Annotated in this window: 24 protein-coding genes and 1 tRNA gene; 15 read left to right on the top strand and 10 right to left on the bottom strand. The window is 61.6% G+C overall.

The genetic code is table 11. The features are described from left to right. Nucleotides 1–5: 5 nt before the first annotated feature. The 4 genes from HJB84_RS05220 to HJB84_RS05205 all read right to left on the bottom strand — a co-directional run bounded on the left by HJB84_RS05220 (nucleotide 6) and on the right by HJB84_RS05205 (nucleotide 4,821). Nucleotides 6–1,064 carry a dipeptidase gene (locus HJB84_RS05220; protein ID WP_207582252.1) on the bottom strand — a complete coding sequence of 353 codons (1,059 nt, stop codon included), beginning with the start codon at nucleotides 1,062–1,064 and terminating at the stop codon, nucleotides 6–8. 157 nt (nucleotides 1,065–1,221) lie between these two features. Then, on the bottom strand, nucleotides 1,222–2,247 hold the full coding sequence (locus HJB84_RS05215; protein ID WP_221115416.1) for an ABC transporter permease: 1,026 nt from the start codon (nucleotides 2,245–2,247) through the stop codon (nucleotides 1,222–1,224). A 34-nt stretch (nucleotides 2,248–2,281) separates the two neighbouring features. Further along, nucleotides 2,282–3,823: a sugar ABC transporter ATP-binding protein gene (locus HJB84_RS05210; RefSeq protein WP_221115414.1), complete on the bottom strand. Its 1,542-nt coding sequence runs from the start codon at nucleotides 3,821–3,823 to the stop codon at nucleotides 2,282–2,284. 68 nt (nucleotides 3,824–3,891) lie between these two features. Beyond that, nucleotides 3,892–4,821 carry a sugar ABC transporter substrate-binding protein gene (locus tag HJB84_RS05205; RefSeq protein WP_221115413.1) on the bottom strand — a complete coding sequence of 310 codons (930 nt, stop codon included), beginning with the start codon at nucleotides 4,819–4,821 and terminating at the stop codon, nucleotides 3,892–3,894. A gap of 373 nt (nucleotides 4,822–5,194) precedes the next feature. Between HJB84_RS05205 and HJB84_RS05200 the strand changes: the two genes are divergently transcribed. Further along, nucleotides 5,195–5,692, top strand: coding sequence for a DUF1993 family protein (locus HJB84_RS05200; RefSeq protein ID WP_221115412.1), 498 nt, complete (start codon nucleotides 5,195–5,197; stop codon nucleotides 5,690–5,692). 57 nt (nucleotides 5,693–5,749) lie between these two features. On the opposite strand, the gene HJB84_RS05195 is transcribed toward HJB84_RS05200, so the two are convergent. After that, a complete protein-coding gene (locus tag HJB84_RS05195; RefSeq protein ID WP_221115411.1) occupies nucleotides 5,750–7,306 on the bottom strand; it encodes an alkaline phosphatase family protein in 1,557 nt (518 codons plus the stop codon). Beyond that, nucleotides 7,284–8,267 (bottom strand): UDP-glucose 4-epimerase GalE, encoded by a 984-nt coding sequence (gene galE / locus HJB84_RS05190; RefSeq protein WP_207582258.1) that lies wholly within the window; start codon nucleotides 8,265–8,267, stop codon nucleotides 7,284–7,286. The genes HJB84_RS05195 and galE overlap by 23 nt, the downstream gene beginning before the upstream one ends. Nucleotides 8,268–8,514: 247 nt before the next feature. Here galE and HJB84_RS05185 point away from each other — a divergent pair, with 247 nt between their 5' ends. Continuing rightward, nucleotides 8,515–9,159: a ThuA domain-containing protein gene (locus HJB84_RS05185; protein WP_207582259.1), complete on the top strand. Its 645-nt coding sequence runs from the start codon at nucleotides 8,515–8,517 to the stop codon at nucleotides 9,157–9,159. Nucleotides 9,160–9,351: 192 nt separating this feature from the next. Here the strand turns inward: HJB84_RS05185 and HJB84_RS05180 are convergent, their stop codons facing one another. Then, on the bottom strand, nucleotides 9,352–9,606 hold the full coding sequence (locus HJB84_RS05180) for a DUF2934 domain-containing protein (RefSeq protein WP_207582260.1): 255 nt from the start codon (nucleotides 9,604–9,606) through the stop codon (nucleotides 9,352–9,354). A 201-nt stretch (nucleotides 9,607–9,807) separates the two neighbouring features. On the opposite strand from HJB84_RS05180, the gene HJB84_RS05175 reads away from it, so the two are divergent. Both HJB84_RS05175 and HJB84_RS05170 read left to right on the top strand, forming a co-directional pair. Continuing rightward, entirely contained in the window at nucleotides 9,808–11,244 is a 1,437-nt protein-coding gene (locus HJB84_RS05175) for a DUF6880 family protein (RefSeq protein WP_207582261.1), read from the top strand. Nucleotides 11,245–11,281: 37 nt separating this feature from the next. After that, nucleotides 11,282–11,842, top strand: a complete 561-nt coding sequence (locus HJB84_RS05170) for a thioredoxin domain-containing protein (protein ID WP_221115410.1) — start codon at nucleotides 11,282–11,284, stop codon at nucleotides 11,840–11,842. 52 nt (nucleotides 11,843–11,894) lie between these two features. On the opposite strand, the gene HJB84_RS05165 is transcribed toward HJB84_RS05170, so the two are convergent. After that, nucleotides 11,895–11,984, bottom strand: a tRNA-Ser gene (locus HJB84_RS05165). Nucleotides 11,985–12,288: 304 nt separating this feature from the next. Here HJB84_RS05165 and rplU point away from each other — a divergent pair. From rplU to HJB84_RS05145, 4 genes are all read left to right on the top strand, one after another. Beyond that, nucleotides 12,289–12,606 carry a 50S ribosomal protein L21 gene (gene rplU, locus HJB84_RS05160; protein WP_003543907.1) on the top strand — a complete coding sequence of 106 codons (318 nt, stop codon included), beginning with the start codon at nucleotides 12,289–12,291 and terminating at the stop codon, nucleotides 12,604–12,606. A gap of 33 nt (nucleotides 12,607–12,639) precedes the next feature. After that, nucleotides 12,640–12,909 (top strand): 50S ribosomal protein L27, encoded by a 270-nt coding sequence (gene rpmA / locus HJB84_RS05155; protein WP_003543909.1) that lies wholly within the window; start codon nucleotides 12,640–12,642, stop codon nucleotides 12,907–12,909. 126 nt (nucleotides 12,910–13,035) lie between these two features. Further along, a complete protein-coding gene (locus HJB84_RS05150; protein WP_007632239.1) occupies nucleotides 13,036–13,692 on the top strand; it encodes a GNAT family N-acetyltransferase in 657 nt (218 codons plus the stop codon). Then, a complete protein-coding gene (locus HJB84_RS05145; protein WP_207582262.1) occupies nucleotides 13,689–14,276 on the top strand; it encodes a GNAT family N-acetyltransferase in 588 nt (195 codons plus the stop codon). Before HJB84_RS05150 ends, HJB84_RS05145 begins: the two co-directional genes overlap by 4 nt. A gap of 39 nt (nucleotides 14,277–14,315) precedes the next feature. Here HJB84_RS05145 and HJB84_RS05140 read toward each other — a convergent pair whose 3' ends face one another. Then, entirely contained in the window at nucleotides 14,316–15,182 is an 867-nt protein-coding gene (locus HJB84_RS05140) for an endonuclease/exonuclease/phosphatase family protein (RefSeq protein WP_221115409.1), read from the bottom strand. Nucleotides 15,183–15,266: 84 nt separating this feature from the next. Between HJB84_RS05140 and obgE the strand changes: the two genes are divergently transcribed. The 7 genes from obgE to modC all read left to right on the top strand — a co-directional run bounded on the left by obgE (nucleotide 15,267) and on the right by modC (nucleotide 22,687). Next, nucleotides 15,267–16,361: a GTPase ObgE gene (obgE, locus tag HJB84_RS05135; RefSeq protein WP_207582264.1), complete on the top strand. Its 1,095-nt coding sequence runs from the start codon at nucleotides 15,267–15,269 to the stop codon at nucleotides 16,359–16,361. After that, nucleotides 16,348–17,517, top strand: a complete 1,170-nt coding sequence (proB, locus tag HJB84_RS05130; protein WP_207582265.1) for a glutamate 5-kinase — start codon at nucleotides 16,348–16,350, stop codon at nucleotides 17,515–17,517. The genes obgE and proB overlap by 14 nt, the downstream gene beginning before the upstream one ends. After that, entirely contained in the window at nucleotides 17,510–18,793 is a 1,284-nt protein-coding gene (locus HJB84_RS05125; RefSeq protein WP_207582266.1) for a glutamate-5-semialdehyde dehydrogenase, read from the top strand. The genes proB and HJB84_RS05125 overlap by 8 nt, the downstream gene beginning before the upstream one ends. Before the next feature lie 37 nt (nucleotides 18,794–18,830). Further along, nucleotides 18,831–19,430: a nicotinate-nucleotide adenylyltransferase gene (locus HJB84_RS05120; protein WP_246762703.1), complete on the top strand. Its 600-nt coding sequence runs from the start codon at nucleotides 18,831–18,833 to the stop codon at nucleotides 19,428–19,430. 491 nt (nucleotides 19,431–19,921) lie between these two features. Further along, nucleotides 19,922–20,713 carry a molybdate ABC transporter substrate-binding protein gene (gene modA, locus HJB84_RS05115; RefSeq protein WP_221115408.1) on the top strand — a complete coding sequence of 264 codons (792 nt, stop codon included), beginning with the start codon at nucleotides 19,922–19,924 and terminating at the stop codon, nucleotides 20,711–20,713. Between the two features lie 208 nt (nucleotides 20,714–20,921). Continuing rightward, nucleotides 20,922–21,623, top strand: coding sequence for a molybdate ABC transporter permease subunit (modB, locus tag HJB84_RS05110; RefSeq protein ID WP_221115407.1), 702 nt, complete (start codon nucleotides 20,922–20,924; stop codon nucleotides 21,621–21,623). Further along, nucleotides 21,620–22,687, top strand: coding sequence for a molybdenum ABC transporter ATP-binding protein (modC, locus tag HJB84_RS05105; protein ID WP_221115406.1), 1,068 nt, complete (start codon nucleotides 21,620–21,622; stop codon nucleotides 22,685–22,687). Before modB ends, modC begins: the two co-directional genes overlap by 4 nt. Here modC and HJB84_RS05100 read toward each other — a convergent pair whose 3' ends face one another. After that, nucleotides 22,688–23,062, bottom strand: a complete 375-nt coding sequence (locus tag HJB84_RS05100) for a winged helix-turn-helix domain-containing protein (RefSeq protein ID WP_221115405.1) — start codon at nucleotides 23,060–23,062, stop codon at nucleotides 22,688–22,690. It abuts the gene before it with no gap. Nucleotides 23,063–23,162: the final 100 nt, after the last annotated feature.

Below are 23,162 nucleotides of genomic sequence, written 5' to 3'. Positions count from 1 at the left end.
AAGGCTTAGGCACGGTCTTCCCGCCAAGCCTTTGCCAGAATGCGAAGCCAGTTTTCACGGGCGAGTTTGGTCAGGTCAGCCTCAGCATAACCAACCTCCCTGAGAGCGGCAATCAGCTTCTGATTGCCCGCTGCATCGCCGATTTCCTCAGGAATAGTGGCGCCGTCGAAGTCCGATCCGAGGCCCACGCAGTCGATGCCGATGCGGTTCACCAGATAGTCGATGTGGCGGATCATGTCGGCAAGCGGCGTATCGCCGTCCGAACGCCCATCGGGACGCAGCATGGCGGTGGCATAGTTGATGCCGACGAGCCCGCGGCTTTCGCGGATTGCATCGAGCTGCCTGTCCGTCAGATTGCGCGCGACCGGCGTCAGCGCATGGGCGTTGGAATGGCTGGCGACCAGCGGCTGGTCCGTCGTCTTCGCTATGTCCCAGAACCCCTTCTCGGTGATATGGGCAAGATCAATCAGGATACCGAGGCGATTGCATTCCCTCACCAAAGCGAAACCGGCGTCGGTCAGGCCGGGTGCCGTGTCCGGCGACATCGGAAAGGCGAAGGGCACGCCGTAGCCGAAGACATTGTGCCGGCTCCAGACTGGCCCGAGCGACCGCAGCCCCGCCGCATAAAACACTTCAAGCGCCGAAAGATCGGCGCCGATCGCCTCGCAGCCTTCCATGTGTAGGACGGCGGCGAAAATATCGTCGACCATGGCGCCGCGGATATCCTTCACCGTCCGGCAGAGCCGCCAAGCACCCGCCTGGTCGAGCCGCAGCGCGATCGCCGCCATTTCATTGGCAATGGCAAGGGAAGGCAGCGGATCAAGAGGGGCCGCCATCGGCGTGATGTAACGGCCATCGGCATCAGGATCGGCGAAGACGAGATCGCCCGAGGGAATATAGATGGCGCAGAGACCGCCCGAAAGTCCGCCCTTTTTGGCCCGGTGCGCATCGATATGGCCGACGGTCGTGCCGTCTGCGAATTCCGCAATCGGGTCGCTACCGTCTTTTGAATGTGTCCAAAGTCGAAGGAGAACGTCGTTGTGACCGTCAAATACGAATTGCATCTATCTTCCTGCGCTGCCCGATCGGGCGAGAATGAAGACCAGAATAGAAAAGCTGACGGAATTCGCCACCTCTTTTTTATAAATTCCGTCTTCACGCGCCAAAAACGGAACGGGGGCCGAAGCCCCCGCAAAAACCATCGGATCGCATCATCTGAGATCAGTGCTTGCGGCGCTTCTTCTGTCTGTAGACGTCGATGACCACAGCCGCGACGATGATCAGACCCTTGACGATCTCCTGGTAATAGGCGTCGATCCTGAGGAAGGTGAAGCCGGAGGTCATGACGCCGAGGATGATGGTGCCGATGACCGTGCCGGTGATGCGCCCGACGCCGCCGGTGAGCGAGGTGCCGCCGATGACGGTCGCGGCGATCGCATCGAGTTCATAGCCGACGCCCATGCTTGCCTGTGCGGTTTCCGCGCGTGCCGCCGTGACGATACCGGCAAGGCCGGCAAGCAATCCGGCAATCACATAGACCTTGACGAGATGCGCCTCGATATTGATGCCGGAAACGCGCGCCGCCTGCGGGTTGGCGCCGATGGCATAGGTGAACTTTCCATAGCGGGTGTAGCGCAGCGCGATGTGAAAGATCAGCGCAACGACCAGGAAGACGACGACCGGCCAGGCTTTGGTTCCGATGAAGTGAAACTGCTCGGTGATCCCGGAAACCGGCTGTCCCTTCGTATACCACTTCGCGACACCGCGGGCCGAAACGAACATGCCGAGCGTTGCGATGAACGGCGGGATTTTCGTGTAGGCGATAAGCGCGCCGTTCGCCAGACCCGCCGCCGCCCCGATCAGCAGGCCGACGAGGATGGGCACGACAGCCGGCAAGTCAGTCAGCGAGGGGAAGACGGCCCGCCCCCAGGTCGACGACTGGGCGAAACTTGTCGCGATCATCGCCGTCATGCCGACGACCGAGCCCGAGGAAAGATCGATGCCGCCGGTGATGATGACCTGCGTGACGCCGACGGCGATGATGCCGATGACGGAGACCTGCAGGATCATGATCGTCAGGCGCTGCGAATTCATCAGGAAGCTTTGGCCGATGAACATCCAGCCGAGCGCTTCATAGATGAGCGCGATGCCGACGAGCACCAGGAAAATGCTCAGCTCGGTCGGTAAACGCCGCCGCCTTTGCCGGGTTGCGAGCGGAGCCGCTCCCTCTGCTGCCTTGGTAGTCATGTCAAACCTCCCTTGGGCGATCGCGGGCGGCGCATCACTGCGCGGCCAGCTCCATCACCTTGATCTGCGTTGCTTCATCGCGATTGAGGAACCCGGTCACGCGCCCCTCATGCATGACCATAATGCGGTCGCTCATCCCGAGAACCTCAGGCATCTCGGACGAAATCATGATGACTGCGACGCCGTTTCGCGCCATCTCGGTGACCAGCCGGTGGATTTCCGCCTTGGCGCCGACATCGATGCCACGCGTCGGCTCGTCGAGAATGAGGATCCGCGGATTGGTCAGCAGCCAGCGCCCGATCAGCACCTTCTGCTGATTGCCGCCCGAAAGATTTTCCACCCGCTCGTAAAGGTTAGGCGTTTTCACCCGGAGTTTTTTTGCCATGTCTTCGCAGGTCGCCTCGAGCGCCCCCTGCTGCACGAAGCCGCCCTTGACGTATCTGTCCTGGAGCACGGCGATCTGCATGTTCTCGAGAATATCGAGGATCAGCAGACAGCCGGTGTCCTTGCGGTCTTCGGTGAGGAACGCCATCTGGTGGCGGATGGCCTCGGTCGGCGAAGAAATCGTCACCGGCTTGCCGTAGAGTTCGATCGAGCCGGAGCTTGCCGGCGTCACGCCGAACAGCGTTTCGGCGACATTCGACCGCCCGGAGCCGACAAGGCCGGCCACACCGAGTATTTCGCCGGCTCTCACATCGAAGGAGACGTCGCGAAACACCCCCTTGAGACAGAGATCCTTGACGGAGAGCATGACCTCGCCGATCGGCACCTCTTCCTTGGGAAACATCTGGGTGATCTCGCGCCCGACCATCATGCGGATGATGTCGTCGCGGGTAACATCGGTCGAGGCATGCGTGCCGATATATCGGCCGTCACGGAAAACGGAGAACTCGTCGGCGATCTCGAAAAGCTCGTTCATCTTGTGGGTGATGTAGACGATGCCGATGCCCTGGGCCCTGAGGTCGCGGATGATGCGGAAAAGATGCTCGACCTCGCGCTCGGTCAGCGCCGAGGTCGGCTCGTCCATGATCAGCACGTCGGAATTATAGGAAACCGCCTTGGCGATCTCGACCATCTGCCGGTTGGCGACCGAGAGGTGCCGGACCTCGATATCGGGATCGATCGCGATATTGAGCCGGGTAAACAGCTCTTCGGTCATGCGATGCATCACGCCGTGATCGATGAAGCCGAAGCGGTTCTTCGGTTCGCGGCGGATCCAGATATTTTCTGCGACCGTCATGAACGGCATCAGGTTCAGTTCCTGATGGATCATGGCAATGCCGTTCTCCAGCGCGTCGAGCGGAGATTTCAGCTGGATCTCGATCCCTTTCAGGCGAATATCGCCCTTGTCGGGGATGTAGATGCCGGCGAGGATCTTCATCAGCGTCGATTTGCCGGCGCCGTTTTCGCCCATCAGCGCATGCACCGAGGCGCGCTTCAGCCGGAACTGCACGTCGTCGAGGGCGACGACACCCGGAAATTCCTTGCGAACGCCCTCGGCGCTCAACAGATATTCCGCATTGGGAACTGCACCGCTCGCACGCACGGCGGCCATGGTTGTCGGGCTGACGGCCATATCATCTCCTCCGGATACGGACAGGCGGAAAGGATGCGGGCTTTGCCCGCATCCTGTTGGCACTCGTCTCAGTTCTTGGTGACGAAGTCCTTGACGTTGGCAGGCGTGACGAGCTGGAAGGGAATATAGACCTTCTTGTCGATCTTTTCGCCCTTGGCGAGCTTCAGCGCCGCATCGAGCGAGCCCTTGCCCTGGCCGGCGGCATCCTGGAACACGGTGACGTCGAGATCACCTGCCTGCATGGCGGCAAGCGCGTCCTGCGTGGCGTCAACGCCGCCGATGACGACCTTGGTCATGTCCTTGCCGGCCGCCTTCAGCGCCTGGATGGCGCCGATCGCCATTTCATCGTTGTTGGAGATGACGGCGTCGAATTCGATGCCGCTGGAGAGCCAGTTGGCCATCAGGTCGGCGCCCTGGGTGCGATCCCAGTTCGCGGTCTGCTCTTCGACGATCACCAGACCCTTGCATTCATCGGTCTTGATGACGTCATGGACGTCCTGGGTGCGCATGCGCGCAGCCTGGTTGGAAAGCTCGCCCATCATGACGATGGCCTTGCCCTTGCCGCCGAGGATACGGCAGACTTCCTTGGTTTCCAGCGTGCCGGATTCCTGCTCGTTGGAGGCGACGAAGGCCTGCTTTTCCGGCAGCGTATCGACATTGACCGGCTGGCGGTTGACGTAAACCAGCGGGATGCCGGCATCGGCGGCGAGCTTCGACATCGCCGTGGTCGCATCGGTATCGACAGGGTTGACGATGATTGCATCGACCTTGGAGGCGATGAAATTCTGGATCTGGCTCTGCTGCTTGGAAACGTCGTTCTGCGCGTCTTCGACCTGCAGCGTCACACCGCTCAGCGTCTTCGCATAATCGGTCATGCCGTTGCGCAGAACGGTCAGAAAGTTGTCGTCGAATTTCGCCATCGAAACGCCGACGGTTTCCGCGTGGACCGCCGTCGACATGACGAGCGCCATCGCAGTGCCCAGGATAAACTTTTTCATTTTCACTTCCTCCACAAAGCGGTGCCCGGCTGCACCCTCCTCACGCCGGAGCTCCGGGCATTGCCCTGGAGCCGCAATTTTCTCGCCGCCTCTCCCGCGGTGTCCCGTGTAAAACGGAACAAACAAACCGTAAAATTTGCTCTTCGGAATATTCATTCCATTTTCTGGGAACGACGTCAAGCCTCTTTCGCGGCGACGAGATATAGATGAAGGCGCAATGCCGCGGACGTCACCATCAGCGCCCGCATTGCCTCTGTTGTGAAAGACCAACGCCGCCTCCATCTATGGAAGGCTCGAAGACAAGACCGCGGCCGCAGGCGTCTTCGATATCCTCGACGCGGCCGGTCATTTAAAGATTTTGGAGACAGGACAAATGTCCATTTCGATCTATCGCCTCACCGTTCCGATGTTCCAGCGCGGCCTCGCCAGCCTGAAAACCTATCTCGACAAGGCCGAAGCCTACGCAGAGGAAAAGAAAATCGATCCCGCCATCTTGGTCGCCGCGCGCCTTGCGCCCGATATGCTGCCGCTCTCCGGCCAGTATCAGCGCGCCAGCGACAGCGCCAAATTCACCCTCGCCCGGCTGACCGCCACAGACGCCCCGAAGTTCGAGGACAATGAGAAGACGTTCGATGAGCTGCGCGAACGGCTGGCAAAGACCGAAGCCTATCTCGCCAGCTTCTCCCAGGAGGCGCTGGAGGGCACGGAAACGCGTGAAATCACCCTGCCGGGCAAGAGCGGCATCGTGCTTCCGGGCGATGAATATGTCACCGCCTTCGCCCTCCCGAATTTCTATTTCCACGTCACCACCGCCCACGCCATCCTGCGCAACCAGGGTGCGCCGATCGGCAAGCGCGATTATCTCGGGTAAACAACAAGCGGTTCCACGCACGGTTTGCGTCCGGAATGGCATGAAGACAAAGCTCTATCAGGGCCGGCGCGTCACCGGCCCTTTTTCCGTCAGCTCGGTATAGGCGAGCGTCTGATCGAGATGCCGCGCCCGGAGCGACAGCAGCCTTTCGGCATACTCGAGCCGTATCGCCGCATAGGCCGGATCCGCCGCGACATTGTCGAGCTCCATCGGATCGTCGCTGAGATTGAAGAGCAGCGGCGGCAAGCCGGCAAAATGCACATATTTGAACCGCGCATCGCGGATTACTGCGAGATTGCATTGATTGGATTTCAGCCCGAAATGCCGCTCCGCCTCGCCCGCGGCGATATCGCGGAAATCGAATTCCCAGAATGCCGCGTCCCGCCAGCCCTGCCCGCTCCCGCCGTCGACAAACGGCATCAGCGACCGGCCGTCGAGGCCGTTCTTCGCGTCGATGCCGAGCTTTTGGCAAAGGGTCGGAAAAATATCCGCGGCACTGGTGAATTCGTCGGCGACCCGGCCCGCTGCACCGCTTGCGGGATCGCGAATGACAAGCGGAATTTGGTAGCTGCCGTCGAAAAAGCCGCCCTTCCCGAGCGTCCAGTGATCACCCGCCATCTCGGCATGGTCGGAGGTGAAGACGATAAGCGTATCGTCCCAGGCGCCCGCATCCTTCAGCGCCTGCCAGATCCGGCCGAGCTGCGCATCGACCTCTGATATCATGCCGTAATAGATCGCCCGGATCGCGGCGAAATCCTCGCCGCTCCAGCCGCTGAGCAGCCCCGTTGCTCCGCGGATAAAATTGCCTTTGTCAGAACTCCGCATGGCATAAGCGAGATAGGGATGAGCGTCCTGTTCCGCCTCGCGGTTTTCCGCACGCGCAAAGGCCGGCCCCTCGCCCGGCTTGAACATCCGGTTGAACGGCTCCGGCACGGATAAGGGCGGATGCGGCCGCAAGAACGAGACATGCGCGAACCACGGCCGATCCTGTTCGCCGAGCCAGCGAACAAACTCGCCGGCCAGGAAGGCCGTCTGGGTCTCGTCGCTGGAATAGGCCGGCGCCGCGTCGGAAATGTCGCCGGCCCGCGCGCCGACGGGAATGTGGATGTCGCGGCTGACGGCGTCCTGATGCCCACGCGACCTCAGCCAGGAGAGCCACTGCCTTTCATGCTCCGGCAGCAGCTGGCGTGAGGTAAAGCCCGGCAACACGCCTTCATAGGTCGTCAGATGCGGATCGCTTGCATCCATCCCGCGCGGATCGGGCGCCGTGTCCGTATAGCCGAACAGCGTCGGGTCGTATCCCGCCCGCCGGGCGGCCAGCGCCAGATTGTCGAAGCGGGCATCGAGCGGCGAACCATTGCGGCAGACGCGATGGTTCATCTGGTAGAGGCCGGTATAGAGCGTGGCCCGGGCCGGCGAGCAGGGCGCTGCCCCGGCATAGTGCCGCCGGAAGAGCGTGCCTTCGCGTGCCAGCGCATCGACATTGGGCGTTTTCACGCAAGGGTGACCGACGGCCGACAGGCAATCGCCGCGCCACTGGTCCGCGGTGATCAGCAGGATGTTCGGCCGGCGAACCTTCTCAATTCTGGGCTCAATGCTGGTTGGTTTTTGCATGCCAGTTCCAGGCGGAGCGGATGATCTGACTGAGATCATACTGCGGCACCCAGCCGAGCACGTCGCGCGCCTTGTCGTTGTTGGCGACCAGCGTATGCGAATCGCCTTCGCGCCGGCCGATATACTCGACAGGGAAAGGCCTGTTCGACACGTCCTCGATCGCGCCGAGCAATTCCCTGACCGTCGTTCCGGTGCCGGTGCCGAGGTTCAGCGCAACGGATTGGCCGCCCTTCAGCAAATATTCGACGGCGCGCACATGCGCATCGGCAAGATCCAGCACGTGGATATAGTCGCGCACGCAGGTGCCGTCGCGGGTCTCGTAATCGCTGCCGAACACCTTGAAGCCCTGGCGGCGGCCAAGTGCCGCGTCGATCGCCAGCGGTATCGCATGCGTCTCAGGCTGGTGCCACTCGCCGATCCGGCCTTCGAAATCGGCACCGGCCGCATTGAAATAGCGCAGCACCACCGAGCGCAGGCTTCTGTATTGATCGTAGTCGGCAAGCGCCTGCTCGACGATATATTTCGTCCGCCCGTAGGGATTGATCGGCACCTGCCGGTGGGTTTCGTCGAGCGGCACGCTCTGTGGCAGACCGTAGGTCGCGCAGGTGGAGGAGAAGACGAAGGCGTTGATGCCGGCCGCCTGCGCCGCCGACAACAGCGTCAAAGTGCCGACCACATTGTTTTCGTAGAAGGAGACCGGATCTTTCACCGATTCGCCGACCTCGATCAGCGCCGCAAAATGCAGGATCGCCGCCGGCTTGTGCTTGGCCAGCACCTCATCCAGCCGGGCGCGATCGCGAATATCGCCTTCCTCGGCCGGCCCCCATTTGACGAACTCGCGGTGGCCGTTCGAAAAATTATCGAAGACGACAGGCTTATAGCCCTTGTTCGCCAGATCGAGGCACGTATGCGAGCCGATATAGCCGGCGCCGCCGACGACAAGAACCGTTTCCCCTGCCATGCACCACCCTTATTATTAGAAAAAGACGAAAGAAGCCTAGACGAGATAGACGTCAATAAAAAGAAGGAATTGCGATAAGCGTGAACGAACAATACGTCAAATGCCGAAGCCGGCGCGACCCGTGCGATTTGCGCCAGACCGGCGGCATTCAGAATTATTCGCGTGATTTGCATAAGTGCCCGATCTAAGGGGCTTGCACCGCCATGTGATGATCAACGTCCGCGGCCATCAGCCAGGGAGAGCGCGAATGAGGAAGGCATTGGTCGTTTGGGGCGGCTGGCAGGGCCATGAGCCGGAGCAATGCGCTCATATCGTCGCCGACCTGCTGCGCGAGGACGATTTTGCGATCGAGGTCACCGGCGATCTCGGCATATTCGGGTCTCCGACGCTGGCGAAGCTCGATCTGCTGGTGCCGATCATCACCGGCGAAACGCTCGAAAAAACCCATGCGAGCGCCTTGGTCGAGGCGGTGCGCGGCGGGCTCGGGCTTGCCGGCCATCACGGCGCGCTCGCCACATCCTTCAAGGAAAGCGCCCCTTTCCGCTATGTCTCCGGCGTCACTTGGGTCGCCCATCCCGGCAATATCATCGACTTCCGCGTTGCGGTCACCCGCCAGGACGATCCGGTCATGGAGGGCATTCCCGATTTCGACTACCGTTCGGAGCAATATTATCTGCACTATGATCCGACAGTCGAAATCCTGGCGACCACCACCTTCACCGGCGCATACGATCCGGCAGCCCGCAATGTCGTGATGCCCGTCGTCTTCAAGCGCCATTTCGGCGCCGGCCGCATCTTCTATTCCGCTCTCGGCCATGTCGCCGCCGAATTCGACCATCCCTATATGCCCCTCATCCTGCGCCGCGGCCTCGGCTGGGCCGCCCGCCAGTAGATTTGGGAAGGGTCGCGCGTCACGGATGGTGACGGGCGATGTCAACCAAGTCCACGCCTTGAGGGTGGCCGATCTCGGCAACGCTTTCGGTATTCCTCGATGCCGGCTTCATTGAAGTGGCAAGACGTCTGACCGATCGTCCGCCTGGAATGCCGCTGAATATTTCGGCAACCCGGGAAATTGTAATACGGCCTAACGGACCGCTTTCAGCTGCCGATCGTTGTCGACGGCGGGATCCGCCTCGTCAAAGATCCGCATCAGCCGCCCAGCTGCCTTCAGCTTCTCGATGAGATCGTTTCCATCCGGCGAGGCCTTCGTCAGCTCCAGCTGCTCGAACTCCCTCAGCGCCTGCGCCCAATGACTTTCCCCACGCCCATCCGGCCTGCCTTCTGCTTCCCACAATGAATAAGCGCGCTGGCTGACCCAGGCGTCTCTATTATGACTCATGATTAACCCCAGCGGAAAATTTGGAAGCAATATTCGACAGCCAACAAGGTGCCAAAACCGGCTTTAGGAGTCGTTACGAGGCAGCGTTAGTTTTTAGATAATACCTAGGTACCAAGGGATTATCCCCTTGCACACACTTCCAGACCTTGGCCTCGCAGCGCCTCCGGGATAGGGTCATCGCAGAAACGACAGCGATGACCGATGGCAGCCAAGACAACACTCAATGCGAAGAATCTCGAACCTCTCGGCGCGCAGCGCCTTGCCGAACTGCTGATCGAAATCAGTACGGGCAGCGCCGCCCACAAGCGACGGCTTCGAATGGAGCTTGCCGGCAATCACGGCAGCGTCGAGATCGCACGGGAGGTGCGAAAGCGGCTTGCCAGCATTGCCCGGGCTCGCACCTTCATCAACTGGCACAAAGTGAAGGCGCTGAAGAGCGACCTGGAAACCCAGCGCAAGACGATCACGGAGAGCGTTGCCGCCGATAATCCCGAGGAGGCCTTCGAGCTGATCTGGCAGTTCCTCGCCCTGGCGGATTCGATTTTCGAGAGATCCAACGCCGGCAGCGAGTCGCTCATCCAAAGCTTTCGGCAGGCTTGCGAGGATGCCGGCGCCATCGCGGCATCCGCAAAGATCGAGATCGACGTCCTGGCCGACAAGGTGTTCAGAGCCGTGCAGGACGATGGCTACGGTCTGTACGAAAACCTGATTGCAGCGATGACGCCAGCCCTCGGTCATGATGGCCTCGATCGCTTGAAAGATCTTCTTGTCCAATGGGCCAAGGAACCGGAAGACAAACCGGCGAAGGACAAGCGCGAGGTCATCGGCTGGGGCAGCGCAGGCTCGGTTTACGAGGATGAGATCTACGCCACGAGCCGGGAATTGACGGTGCGCATTGCCCTGCAGGAGATTGCCGATGCCCAGGGGGATGTCGATGCCTACATCGCTCAGCAACCCGCGGAAACACGCAGCACGCCGATTGTAGCGGCCGAAATCGCCGATCGTCTGCTCACCGCCGGGCGGGCGAAAGAAGCGCTTGCGGTGTTGGGTGAGGTCGATACGAGAAGCTTGGCCGATATCCCGCTCGAATGGCAGCTGGCTCACATCGCGACGCTTGAGGCCCTGGGGCGCGCGGACGAGGCGCAGGCCTATCGATGGACGTGTTTCGAGCAATCGCTGCATCACCAGCATCTCAAGGCCTTCCTCAAGCGACTGCCGGATTTCGACGATCTCGAAGCCGAAGAGAAGGCATTCGTCCATGCCCAGGCTTTCCCGGATATTCACCGGGCACTGGCGTTTTTCCTGAATTGGCCGGCACCTGCCGAGGCAGCGAAACTGGTGATCAGGCGGAAGGCGGAACTGGACGGCGATCTCTATGAGCTGATGCCGCCGGCTGCCGAGGTTCTGGCGGAGAAACATCCGCTCGCAGCAACCTTCGTCTTGCGCTCCATGATCGATTTCACTCTCGATAGCGGCCGGTCCAGCCGCTATAAATACGCGGCGAGGCATCTTGCCGACTGCGCATCCTTTGCCCCTCATATCGACGACTTCGGCAACGCCAAATCCCATGACGCCTATGTCACAGACCTGAAGCGTCGGCACGGCAAGAAGCATGGCTTCTGGAGCCTGCTGACCTAAGTCGCTCGGGATAGCTTATCTTTCGGAGAGGAATTCCATGACAGGCGCCCAGTGGCAGGCCGACCCGCTCACCTGGGGAACCGGACCGCGTATCTTCGAAATCTTCCTGGAGCCGACCTGCCCCTATTCGGTCAGAGCCTTCAACAAGCTCGATGCGCTGCTCAGCCAGGCTGGCGAAGACAAGATCACCGTCAAGATCCGCCTGCAGTCGCAGCCGTGGCACATGTATTCCGGCGTCCTCGTCCGCTGCATCATCGCCGCCTCGACGCTGGAAGGCGGCAAAGACACCGCCAGGAAGGTGATGGCCGCCATCGCCGCGCATCGCGAGGAATTCGAATTCGAGCGTCATGCCGGCGGCGCGAACATGGACGTGACACCGAACCAGATCATCGAGCGCCTGGAAGGCTACAGCGGCATCAAGCTGAAGGACGCCTTCGCAATCCCGAATCTCGACCGGGAGATCAAATGGCACTGCAAATACGCCCGGCAAAACGGCATCCACGTCTCGCCGACCTTCACGATCGACGGGCTGGTGCAGGCAGATATGAGCAGCGGCGATGAGGTTGGAGCCTGGGTGAAGAAGGTGCTGGGCCAGTGACACCAGCTATGCCGACGTTCAAAAATTGCTGGCGTTGACGCCCGGGAACTTATGGCGGAGAGGGTGGGATTTGAACCCACGATACCCTTGCAGGTATGCCGCATTTCGAGTGCGGTGCATTCGACCACTCTGCCACCTCTCCGCGGTCTGGTCGGCGCTTGTTCGGCGCGGGCGTTCTCATAACGGGCCTATGACAGGTTGGCAAGCCGAAAAGTCGAAGCATTCCATCCTTTTGCCTTGACACCTTTTTGTCACTCGCGTATCTCGGCTGCGCACTAGGTTCGGAGTAATCCGTGCCTCGGCCGTCCCGCGCTCGCGCGGGGCTTCATCGGCAGGACGAATTCGAGGATTAGCCTCTGAAATCCCTGCTTAACTTCGACTGATAAAAAGACGGCCACCCTGCTGAAGCAGCGGGGAGAGCTGGAACGAACATGAAAGGATAAAAAATGTTCGCAGTCATCAAGACCGGCGGTAAACAGTACCGTGTGGCAGCCAACGACGTGCTGACCATCGAAAAGCTGGAAGCCACCGCTGGCGATTCCATTGAATTCACCGAAGTGCTCGTGATCGGCGAAGGCGCCGACGCTGCGATCGGTGCGCCCTTCGTAACCGGCGCCTCTGTCAAGGCAGAAGTCGTCGAACAGAACCGCGGCAAGAAGGTCATCGCCTTCAAGAAGCGCCGTCGTCAGAATTCGAAGCGTTCGCGCGGCCATCGTCAGCATCACACGGTCGTCCGTATCACGGACATCGTGGCTGCCAAGTAAGATCAACGGGACAGGGTTTAAAGGAGAACTCCAATGGCACACAAAAAAGCTGGCGGTTCATCGCGCAACGGTCGCGATTCTCAGTCCAAGCGCCTTGGCGTGAAGAAGTTCGGCGGCGAAGCCGTCATCGCAGGCAATATCATCGTGCGTCAGCGCGGTACTGAGTGGCATCCGGGTTCCAACGTCGGCCTCGGCAAGGATCACACGATTTTTGCGCTTACCGCCGGCAATGTGAACTACCGAACCAAGGCCAACGGTCGCGTCTACGTGTCTGTCATGCCGAAAGCGGAAGCAGCGGAATAAGCCGGTAGCGCTCAAAAACAGCCGGCGTCTCATCGACCCGGCTGTCCGTATCAGGTTCAGTCTAGAAAACAGGGGAGATGGGGCGCCATCTCCCCTTTTTCTTTGTCCAAACAGGAGGACTGAACCATGCAAGGCGAATTGTTAAGGGTAGACCAATCACGGTCGCCCCGGGAAGACCAGGTGTCTTCCGAAGAACGGCTGAGGCCGGAACGGTTAAGGACCGATTGCCCTGTCTTGTTATCGGAAAGGCTCGTCATGCGCGCGCCCCACGAAGAAGACATCGACGCCCTTGCCCATCTCGCCAACAACGCCAAAGTCGCCACCATGGTATCGCGTATGCCGCACCCCTATACCGCCGATGATGCTGCTGACTTCGTGCGTCGCACGAAAAATGGCGAAATTGGCAAGTGCGTCTATGCGATCACCAAAGCCGAAAACGGCGCCTTCGTCGGCTGCTGCGGCGTCGAGCCGCATGCCGACGGCAGAACCGTCGAGATTGGTTACTGGCTGGGCGAGCCCTATTGGAACAAGGGTTATACGACCGAGGCCTGCCATGCCCTGGTCGATATGGTGTTCAGGACCCGTCAGGACGTCGATCAGATCGACGCCCGTTGCCGGGTGATGAACGTCGCCTCGCGCCGCGTCATTCAGAAGTGCGGCTTCCAGTTCCAGGGTTCGGGGCTCGCCGCCTCGCTGGCGCTCGGCAGCAACGTGCCTGTGGAATGGTACAGGCTCGACCGCAAGACCTGGATGTCCCTCAGAAGCTGGGGGAACATCGCATGAGCACGACCGCGCTGCAAAGGCCGGAGACCAAGCCGATGATGCCAGGCCCCGCGCCTGTCATCTCGACCGCCCGGCTGACGCTCCGCCCTCACAGGCTGAGCGATGCGCCATCGATTGCGGAATCGCTGTCCGATTTCGCCGTCACGCGCATGCTGTCCCGCGTACCCGCGCCGTTCGACCGGCAGGATGCGCTGGATTGGCTGGTCCCGGTCACATCAGGCGCCCTGCCGGACTGGCCGCTGGCGATCACCGGCAAGGACGATGTCCATATCGGTAACGTCGCCATCGAGCTGCGGCATGGCCGCTGGCACCTCGGTTACTGGCTGAACCGCTACTACTGGCGGCGCGGTTATATGAGCGAGGCGGTGGCGGCGATCATCGAGCGCTTTTCGCGCCGCATGCCGGAGACGCCGATCCATTCAGGCGTCTTCTCCGACAACCCGGCTTCGCTGCGCTTGCAGGAGAAGCTCGGTTTCCGCATGACGGGTTGCGGCGAAATCTATTGTTTCGCCCGCAACACCATGGTCTCGCACATCGAAACCGTGCTGCAGCCGGGCATGCTGCAGCCGCGCAAGGTGGCTTAATCAAAAAGGAGATGTCGCCGCCCCGCGGCGGCGTCTCCGTCAATTGCCGATCTCGACCCATAGCGGGAAATGATCGGAGCCAACGGATTGCGTATCGATCCGGGCGGATTTCAACCGGCCCTCGAGGCCGCAACTGACGAAGCAATAATCGAGATGCATGCGTTCGCCGTGATCCTCGGGATTCATCCAGCTGTAGCTCTCCGGGCGGTAGGCCTTGAGCGCCGCAAAGGCGTCGACCGGCGTGCCGATCCTGGCGATACGGCCGTAATATCCGCCGACGGCGCGGGCAAAGGCGCAATATTCCGGCGATTCCGGCTCCATGTTGAAATCGCCCATGATGACGTAATCCTCCGGCAGCGGCGGCTCCGGCAGATCGAATTCGCCGCCCCCGGTCAGCGATCCACCCTCCTGAACGAAAGCGTTGATACGGGCGTTCAGGAATTGCAGTTGGGCGATGCGCTCGTCTGGAGAGACGTGGTCGAGATGGACGGAATAGACGCGGATCGCCCCGCCGGGTGCCGCGATCACCGCCTCGGTTGCGCCGCGCTGCAGGTTGATCTTGCCGACCGTCCGGCTGCGCGGCAGAAGCAGCGTTCGGGTCGAAAGGATCGGCCAGCGCGACAAAACCATGTTGCCGAACTGGAAGCGCGTGCCCGGCACCCGCTGGCGCCTGCCTTCATCAACCTCGACAAACATGTCGCAGGCCGGTCCATACACCCAGAAATGGTCGGGAAACACGGCTGCAATGTCGGCCACCGTGTCGGCAAAACCGTTGCGCGAGAAGCCGCGGGTCACCTCCTGCAGCGCAATGACATCGGCGCCCTCAAGGCTCCGGGCAATGCGCGTGAGATCGTACCTGCCGTCGAGACCAAAGCCGTACTGTATGTTATAGCTCGCAAAATTCACGATAATCTTTGACCTCCGTCGGAACCGCCTATATCGAATGGGCCAAGACGGGCCGTCCAACTGCCACCGGATACTGGAAGTAAAATGAAATTTCTCGACGAAGCAAAGGTCTATATTCGATCCGGAGACGGCGGCGGGGGCAGTGTTTCCTTCCGGCGCGAGAAATTCATCGAGTTCGGCGGCCCGGATGGCGGCGATGGCGGACGTGGCGGCGATGTCTGGGTCGAGACCGTCAACGGCCTCAACACGCTGATCGATTTCCGCTTTCAGCAGCATTTCAAGGCGACGATCGGTACCCATGGCATGGGCAGAAACCGCACCGGCGCCAATGGCAGCGACGTGACGCTGAAGGTTCCCGTGGGAACCCAGATCTTCGAGGAAGACCGGGAAACGCTGATCTGCGATCTCACCGTCGAAGGCCAGCGTTATTGCCTCGCCCATGGCGGCAATGGCGGCTTCGGAAACGCTCATTTCAAGACCTCGACCAACCAGGCGCCGGATTGGGCCAATCCCGGCCTGCCCGGCGAGGAAAAGACCCTCTGGCTGCGGCTGAAGCTGATTGCCGATGCCGGCCTCGTCGGCATGCCAAATGCCGGTAAGTCGACCTTCCTTGCATCCGTCACTCGCGCCAGGCCGAAGATCGCCAACTACCCCTTCACCACGCTGCATCCCAATCTCGGCGTCGCCACCATCGACGAACGGGAATTCATTCTGGCCGACATTCCGGGCCTGATCGAAGGCGCCCATGAGGGTGTCGGCATCGGCGACCGGTTCCTCGGCCATGTCGAGCGCACCCGCGTGCTGCTGCACCTCGTCTCCGCCCAGGAGGAAAAGGTCGGCAAGGCGTATAAGACGGTGAAGCACGAGCTCGAAGCCTATGGCAACGAGTTGACGGACAAGCCGGAGATCGTGGCGCTGTCGCAGATCGACGTGCTCGACGAGGCCGAACTGAAGAAGAAGACCAAGGAATTGGCCAAGGCCTGCGGCAAGACGCCGTTCCAGATTTCGGCCGTCACCGGCAAGGGCATGACCGAGGTGCTGCGCGCGCTGCGCGACATCATCGTCGAGGAAAATGCCGAGGAAAAGCCGGCCAAGGTGCTGAAGCAGCGCCATCGCGACATTGTTGTCACCGATGAGGCTGAGGACGTTGGCGAGGATGGAGCCGATGACCAGCCGTAAGCCGCTTGGCCGCTATCGCCGCGTCGTCATCAAGATCGGCTCGGCCCTGCTCGTCGACCGAAAGGCCGGGCTGAAGAAGGCCTGGCTCGACGCCATGTGCGCCGATATCTCAGGCCTGAAGGCCAAAGGCATCGATGTGCTCGTCGTGTCATCAGGCGCAATCGCGCTCGGCCGCTCGGTGCTCGACCTGCCCTCGGGTGCGCTGAAACTGGAGGAAAGCCAGGCCGCTGCCGCCGTCGGCCAGATCGCCTTGGCGCGCGCCTGGTCGGAGAGCCTGTCGCGCGGCGAGATCGTCGCCGGCCAGATCCTGCTGACGCTTGGCGATACCGAGGAGCGCCGCCGCTATCTCAATGCGCGGGCTACCATCAATCAGCTTCTGAAAATCGGCGCCGTGCCGATCATCAACGAAAACGACACGGTCGCCACCAGCGAAATCCGCTATGGCGACAACGACCGCCTGGCCGCCCGCGTCGCGACGATGACCGGCGCCGACCTGCTCATCCTTCTTTCCGATATTGACGGCCTCTATACCGCGCCGCCGCATCTCGACCCGAACGCCACCTTCCTGGAGACGATTTCCGAAATCACCCCGGAGATCGAGGCGATGGCCGGCGGCGCAGCCTCCGAGCTCTCGCGTGGCGGCATGCGCACCAAGATCGATGCCGGCAAGATAGCGACGACATCGGGCTGCGCCATGATCATCGCCTCCGGCAAGACCGACAGCCCGCTGTCGGCGATCGAAAACGGCGCGCGTTCCTCCTGGTTCGCGCCGTCCGGCACACCGGTGACCGCCCGCAAGACCTGGATCGCCGGACAGCTGCAGCCGGCCGGCGAACTGCATGTCGATGACGGCGCCGTCACCGCACTCGGGGCCGGCAAGAGCCTGCTTCCCGCCGGCGTGCGCAGCGTTACCGGCCTGTTCAGCCGCGGCGATCCGGTGGCGATCATCGGCCCCGCCGGCCGCGAGATCGCCCGCGGCCTGGTCAGCTACGACGCCGAGGACGCCCGCCGGATTGCCGGCCGCAAGTCGGCGGAGATCGAGGCCATTCTCGGTTATCCCGGCCGCGCGGCCATGGTCCATCGTGACGACATGGTGATGACCGCACAGGTCGGTTCGAAATCGGAAAGGCAGAAGAAGGACGCGAGCTATGCTTGATACCGTTGCGCCAAGCCCTGACATTGACGCGCTGATGAATGACATCGGCCGCAAGGCAAAGGCTGCCGCACGACCGCTGAGCTTTGCGTCCGCCGAGGCGAAGAACAGGGCGCTGAACGCCATGGCCGATGCAATCCTGGCCAACAAGGCTGAGATTCTTGCCGAGAACGTCAAGGATTTGCAGGACATCGAAGGCACCGAGACGCTTGCCTCCTTCGTCGACCGGCTGACGCTGAACAACAAACGCGTCGCCGAGATGGCCGAGGGGCTCCGCGCCATCGCCGCCCTTGCCGACCCGGTCGGCGAAGTCATCGCCGCCTGGGACCGGCCGAACGGCCTGCAGATCGAGCGCGTCCGCACGCCGCTCGGCGTCATCGGCGTCATCTTCGAAAGCCGGCCGAACGTCACGGCTGATGCCGGCGCCCTCTGCCTCAAGGCGGGCAATTCAGTCATCCTGCGCTGTGGCTCGGATTCGCGCCGTTCATCGCAGGCGATCCATGCCTGCCTTGTCGAAGGTCTGAAGGCGGCAGGACTTCCAGAGCATGCTATCCAACTCGTCCCGGTCACCGACCGCGCCGCCGTCGGCGCCATGTTGCGCGGTTTGGACGGGGCAATCGACGTCATCGTGCCGCGCGGCGGCAAGAGCCTGGTCGCCCGCGTGCAGAACGAGGCCCGGGTGCCGGTTTTTGCCCATCTCGAAGGCCTCTGCCATATCTATGTCGATGGCTCGGCCGATATCGAGATGGCGAAGAAGATCGTCGTCAATGCCAAGATGCGCCGCACCGGTATCTGCGGCGCGGCCGAAACCCTGCTCGTCGACGGTGCGGCGATCGGCACGCATCTGACGCCGCTGCTCGAGGTTCTCATCGATGCCGGCTGCGAGGTCCGCGCTTCGCCAACCGTGCTGAAGGTCGCCCCCGGCCTGAAGCCCGCAACGGAAGAGGACTGGTCGACCGAATATCTCGACGCGATCATTTCGGTTGCCGTCGTCGACGGCATATCGGGCGCGATCGCCCATATCCAGACCTATTCCTCGAACCACACCGAGGCGGTGATCGCCGAGGATCCCCACGTCGTCGCGCGTTTCTTCACCGAAGTCGATTCGGCGATCCTGCTGCACAATGCCTCGACCCAGTTTGCCGATGGCGGCGAGTTCGGCATGGGTGCGGAGATCGGCATTGCCACCGGCAAGATGCACGCTCGCGGCCCCGTCGGTGTCGAACAGCTCACCTCCTTCAAATATCGGGTGCACGGCGCCGGACAGACGCGGCCCTGACGTGACGGCGGAGAGTTTGGACCGGCATTATCTCCGCATGCCGCACAGCGAGCGCGGCATGGTCGTCGGTCTGTTCGGCGGTTCGTTCAATCCGCCGCACCAGGGCCACGCGCTCGTTGCCGAGATCGCCATCAAGCGGCTCGGCCTCGACCAGCTCTGGTGGATGGTTACCCCCGGAAATCCGCTGAAGAGCCGCAACCAGCTGGCACCGCTTACCGAGCGTATTGCCGAAAGTGAACGTGTTGCCGCCGATCCGCGCGTCAAGGTCACCGCCTTCGAACAGACACTCGGCGTCAGCTACACCGCCAATACGCTCGCCCGCGTCAAGGCCCGCAATCCGCATGTGCATTTCATCTGGGTCATGGGCGCCGACGGCCTGCAGACCTTTCACAAATGGCAGAAATGGCAGGAAATTGTCCGCACCTTCCCGATCGCCGTGATCGACCGGCCGGGCGCGACGCTCTCCTACCTCTCCTCGAAAATGACGCGGACCTTCGATTTCGCCCGTGTCGACGAAGATGATGCCCGTATTCTCTGGAAGAAGCAGGCCCCGGCCTGGACCTTCATCCACGGGCCGCGCTCCGGCCTGAGCTCGACGGCAATCCGCAACGGCTCGTCGCACGGCCAAGCCGAATAAATTTCAAGGAAGGTTCGAAAACGAGAAAGCCCGACGGGGGAGGATCCGTCGGGCTTATAAACTCGATCGACAACTGGGAGGAGGAGTGTTGTCGACCCTATCGAGCGGCTATGGGAGGAGGAGGTCGCCGCTTCGATGCTCGTGTTTTATCATATTCCGCACGAAGGTGAATATCGATTGGTGCATTGCAGCAATGCACCAACTGCAATCCTGTCCGAATAGGCCGCTTTGGCGCTGCCGTTTTTATCGGCGGAATCAACGGAGCATGGTTCTGCCGCCGGAGAATTCTTGAAGTTTACAAAAGTGCAGCCTGGATATTCCGGCTCTATAGATCCCATTTTGCGTCCAAGCCATGCACTCGCCGAATGTTTGAAGCATTGGGTTCCTACGAACGAGACGGCCGGTGCGCTATATTTTTCCGGATATATCCCTAGCCAAGGCGCGCTACCCGTTATATTCGTCGCAATATTTCGAACCTTGGAGAATGATTTATGCAAGACCGCCGCCGATGGATGAAACTGGCAACCGTCGCGCTCGCCGCGCTTTGGTTTGGCGCAGCAGCGCTTCCAGCGCCCGCCGGCGCGGCCGAAAAGCTCACCGTCTTTGCGGCGGCGAGCCTCAAGGATGCGCTCGACGCCGTCAATGCCGCCTGGACCAAGGAGAGCGGCAAGGAGGCCGTTGCCTCCTATGCGGCAAGCGGGGCGCTCGCCAAGCAGATCGAAAACGCCGCTCCCGCCGATATCTTCATCTCGGCCGACCTCGACTGGATGGACTACGTCGCCAAGAAAAACCTCATCAAGGTCGACACCCGTTCCAACCTGCTCGGCAACAGCATCGTGCTCGTTGCCGAAAAGGACAAGGCAAAACCGGTCGAGATCAAGCAGGGCTTCGATCTTGCCGGGCTCCTGGGCGACGACAAGCTTGCCATGGGTGAGCCGAAATCGGTTCCGGCCGGCAAATACGCCATGGCCGCGCTGGAAAAACTCGGCGTCTGGAAATCGGTGGAAACCAAGGTCGCCGGCGCCGAAAGCGTCCGTGCTGCTCTCGCCCTCGTCTCCCGCGGCGAAGCGCCTTACGGCATCGTCTACCAGACGGACGCCGCGGCCGATAAGGGTGTGGCCATCGTCGGCACCTTCCCGGCCGATTCGCATCCGCCGATCATCTACCCGATCGCCATACTTGCCGAGAGCAAGAATCCGGACGCAACAGCCTATCTCGACTTCCTGAAATCCGACAAGACAGCCGCCTTCTTCACGGCGCAGGGTTTTACTGTCCTGAAATGATGGGCTGAATTGATTGCGGAATCAACAGTGACAGCTTAGCGTGAAGGCTCACATAGGTTCAAAGTCGGCAACTCCTCTTTCGTCATGCTCGGGCTTGTCCCGAGCATCTGCCCGGCACAAGGCCGAGGATGACGTCGGAGAAGGAGCGAGATTTGTCGTCAAACTGAGGCTCGCCTGAGCGAGCCTTCGATCTTGGAGATAGCTGCATTTGAATATATTGGGCCTGAGCAATGAGGAATGGACGGCGATCCTGCTCAGCCTGCGTGTCTCTATTGTCGCCATGCTGGCGAGCCTGCCCTTCGGCATCCTCGTCGCCCTGCTGCTTGCTCGCGGTCGCTTCTGGGGCAAGTCGGTGTTGAACGGCATCGTTCACCTGCCGCTGATCCTGCCCCCTGTCGTCACCGGTTTCCTTCTCCTCATCCTGTTCGGCCGCCGTGGTCCGATCGGCAGCCTGCTCGACCAGTATTTCGGCATCGTCTTTTCTTTCCGCTGGACGGGTGCGGCGCTCGCCTGCGCCATCATGGCCTTTCCGCTGATGGTGCGCAGCATCCGCCTGTCGATCGAGGCGGTCGACCGCAAGCTCGAAGAAGTGGCCGGAACGCTCGGCGCCGGTCCCGCCTGGGTGTTTTTAACGATCACCCTGCCGCTGACCTTGCCCGGCATCATCACCGGCATGATCCTTTCCTTCGCCAAGGCAATGGGTGAATTCGGCGCGACGATCACTTTCGTTTCCAACATCCCGGGCGAAACCCAGACGCTGTCCGCAGCGATATACACCTTCACCCAGGTGCCGGGCGGCGATGCCGGCGCACTGCGCCTGACAATCGTCGCCATCGTCATTTCCATGGCCGCGCTGCTCGCCTCCGAATTCCTCGCCCGTCTCGCCGGCCAAAGGATCGACCCGGAATGACGCTGATCGTCGAGGCAAAACAGAGGCTCGGCACCTTTTCGCTCGACGCCGCCTTCACCTCCGAACGCGGCGTCACCGCGCTGTTCGGCCGCTCCGGCTCCGGCAAGACCTCGATGATCCGCATCATCGCCGGCCTCGCCCGCCCGGACGAAGGCCGCGTCGTCCTCGACGGCGAGCCCCTGACCGAAACAGCAACCGGCATCTTCGTCCCGAAACATCGCCGCCGCTTCGGTTATGTCTTCCAGGAGGCCCGGCTTTTCCCGCATCTCAGCGTTCGGGCCAATCTCGCCTATGGCCACTGGTTCGCGGCCCGAACGGCACGCGGTGAAAGCTTCGATCACATCGTCGACCTGCTCGGTATCGAGCCGCTGCTGGAACGCAGCCCCGCAAAACTTTCCGGCGGTGAGAAGCAGCGTGTCGCCATCGGCCGCGCCCTTCTCTCCGCGCCCCGCCTGCTTCTCATGGATGAGCCGCTCGCCGCCCTCGACGAGGCGCGCAAGGCCGAGATCCTGCCCTATCTGGAGCGGCTGCGCGACGAGACGGAAATCCCGATCGTCTATGTCAGCCATTCGATCGCCGAGGTGGCGCGGCTGGCAAACCAGGTCGTCGTCATGCGCGACGGCAAGGTGGAAGCGACCGGCCCGGCCGTCGACATATTGAGCCGCTTTTCCACCGCCTCCGACCGGCGCGAGGCGGGTGCGCTGCTGGAAGGCACGGTCGAAAGCTTCGATGCGCTGCACCGCCTGTCGGTGGTCGCCCTGAAATCCTGCCGGCTGCATATCCCCAGTGGGGCCCTTACTTCAGGCAGACCGGTGCGCATCCGCATTCCGTCCCGCGACGTCATGCTGGCGACCACCAGACCCGAGGGCCTCAGCGCGCTGAACATTCTCGAAGGCAGGATCGCGGCGATATCGTCGGACGAGGACGGAACGGTGGAAATCCGGCTTGATTGCGGCGGCGATATCATTCTTTCCCGCATCACCACACTCTCCTGCGAGCGTCTCGATCTCCAACCGGGAAGTGTCGTCTTCGCCGTCGTCAAGACCGTGGCCCTGGAGGCCTGATCAGCCGTGTCGCTGCTGCAGGTTGCGCTTGGCCTCGAGCCAGGCGAGATCGCCGGCAAGGCTCGTGCGCATCGTTTTTTCCATCCGGCGGAAACGCTCGAGCAATTCCTCGCCGAACGGCGTCAGCGCTGCGCCACCGCCCTTCTGCCCGCCGCGCTGCGGCTCCACCACCTGCTCGCAGAACATCCGGTTCATCTCGCTGACCAGCAGCCATGCGCGGCGATAGGACATGTCCATCGCCCGCCCCGCCGCCGAGATCGATCCGGTCTGGCGGATATGCTCCAGCAGCTCCATCTTCCCATGGCCGAGCCGATCCTCATCCGGGAAGCTGATTCGCAGGACGGGCACGAGGGTTTTTGCGGCTGGATCGGTCATCGAATCGTGAAATCGTGAAATTTGCCGCACTTTACGCCGTGGTACGGAAACTGTACACCGGCCGCACAAGCAGCCCGAGCGGCAATATTCTTCAATTCGG

This window comes from Rhizobium sp. NZLR1b (assembly GCF_019685155.1).
Taxonomy (GTDB): Bacteria; Pseudomonadota; Alphaproteobacteria; order Rhizobiales; family Rhizobiaceae; genus Rhizobium.
The sequence above is the reverse complement of the archived record's forward strand: the minus strand, read 5'-3'. Positions and strand labels throughout refer to the sequence as shown.

Bases quoted from the DNA above. Each gene is read 5' to 3' on its own strand.
- HJB84_RS05220 (WP_207582252.1), bottom strand. From the start codon at position 1,064: ATGCAATTCGTATTTGACGGTCACAACGACGTTCTCCTTCGACTTTGG.
- HJB84_RS05215 (WP_221115416.1), bottom strand. From the start codon at position 2,247: ATGACTACCAAGGCAGCAGAGGGAGCGGCTCCGCTCGCAACCCGGCAA.
- HJB84_RS05210 (WP_221115414.1), bottom strand. From the start codon at position 3,823: ATGGCCGTCAGCCCGACAACCATGGCCGCCGTGCGTGCGAGCGGTGCA.
- HJB84_RS05205 (WP_221115413.1), bottom strand. From the start codon at position 4,821: ATGAAAAAGTTTATCCTGGGCACTGCGATGGCGCTCGTCATGTCGACG.
- HJB84_RS05200 (WP_221115412.1), top strand. From the start codon at position 5,195: ATGTCCATTTCGATCTATCGCCTCACCGTTCCGATGTTCCAGCGCGGC.
- HJB84_RS05195 (WP_221115411.1), bottom strand. From the start codon at position 7,306: ATGCAAAAACCAACCAGCATTGAGCCCAGAATTGAGAAGGTTCGCCGG.
- galE (WP_207582258.1), bottom strand. From the start codon at position 8,267: ATGGCAGGGGAAACGGTTCTTGTCGTCGGCGGCGCCGGCTATATCGGC.
- HJB84_RS05185 (WP_207582259.1), top strand. From the start codon at position 8,515: ATGAGGAAGGCATTGGTCGTTTGGGGCGGCTGGCAGGGCCATGAGCCG.
- HJB84_RS05180 (WP_207582260.1), bottom strand. From the start codon at position 9,606: ATGAGTCATAATAGAGACGCCTGGGTCAGCCAGCGCGCTTATTCATTG.
- HJB84_RS05175 (WP_207582261.1), top strand. From the start codon at position 9,808: ATGGCAGCCAAGACAACACTCAATGCGAAGAATCTCGAACCTCTCGGC.
- HJB84_RS05170 (WP_221115410.1), top strand. From the start codon at position 11,282: ATGACAGGCGCCCAGTGGCAGGCCGACCCGCTCACCTGGGGAACCGGA.
- rplU (WP_003543907.1), top strand. From the start codon at position 12,289: ATGTTCGCAGTCATCAAGACCGGCGGTAAACAGTACCGTGTGGCAGCC.
- rpmA (WP_003543909.1), top strand. From the start codon at position 12,640: ATGGCACACAAAAAAGCTGGCGGTTCATCGCGCAACGGTCGCGATTCT.
- HJB84_RS05150 (WP_007632239.1), top strand. From the start codon at position 13,036: ATGCAAGGCGAATTGTTAAGGGTAGACCAATCACGGTCGCCCCGGGAA.
- HJB84_RS05145 (WP_207582262.1), top strand. From the start codon at position 13,689: ATGAGCACGACCGCGCTGCAAAGGCCGGAGACCAAGCCGATGATGCCA.
- obgE (WP_207582264.1), top strand. From the start codon at position 15,267: ATGAAATTTCTCGACGAAGCAAAGGTCTATATTCGATCCGGAGACGGC.
- proB (WP_207582265.1), top strand. From the start codon at position 16,348: ATGACCAGCCGTAAGCCGCTTGGCCGCTATCGCCGCGTCGTCATCAAG.
- HJB84_RS05125 (WP_207582266.1), top strand. From the start codon at position 17,510: ATGCTTGATACCGTTGCGCCAAGCCCTGACATTGACGCGCTGATGAAT.
- HJB84_RS05120 (WP_246762703.1), top strand. From the start codon at position 18,831: ATGCCGCACAGCGAGCGCGGCATGGTCGTCGGTCTGTTCGGCGGTTCG.
- modA (WP_221115408.1), top strand. From the start codon at position 19,922: ATGCAAGACCGCCGCCGATGGATGAAACTGGCAACCGTCGCGCTCGCC.
- modC (WP_221115406.1), top strand. From the start codon at position 21,620: ATGACGCTGATCGTCGAGGCAAAACAGAGGCTCGGCACCTTTTCGCTC.
- HJB84_RS05100 (WP_221115405.1), bottom strand. From the start codon at position 23,062: ATGACCGATCCAGCCGCAAAAACCCTCGTGCCCGTCCTGCGAATCAGC.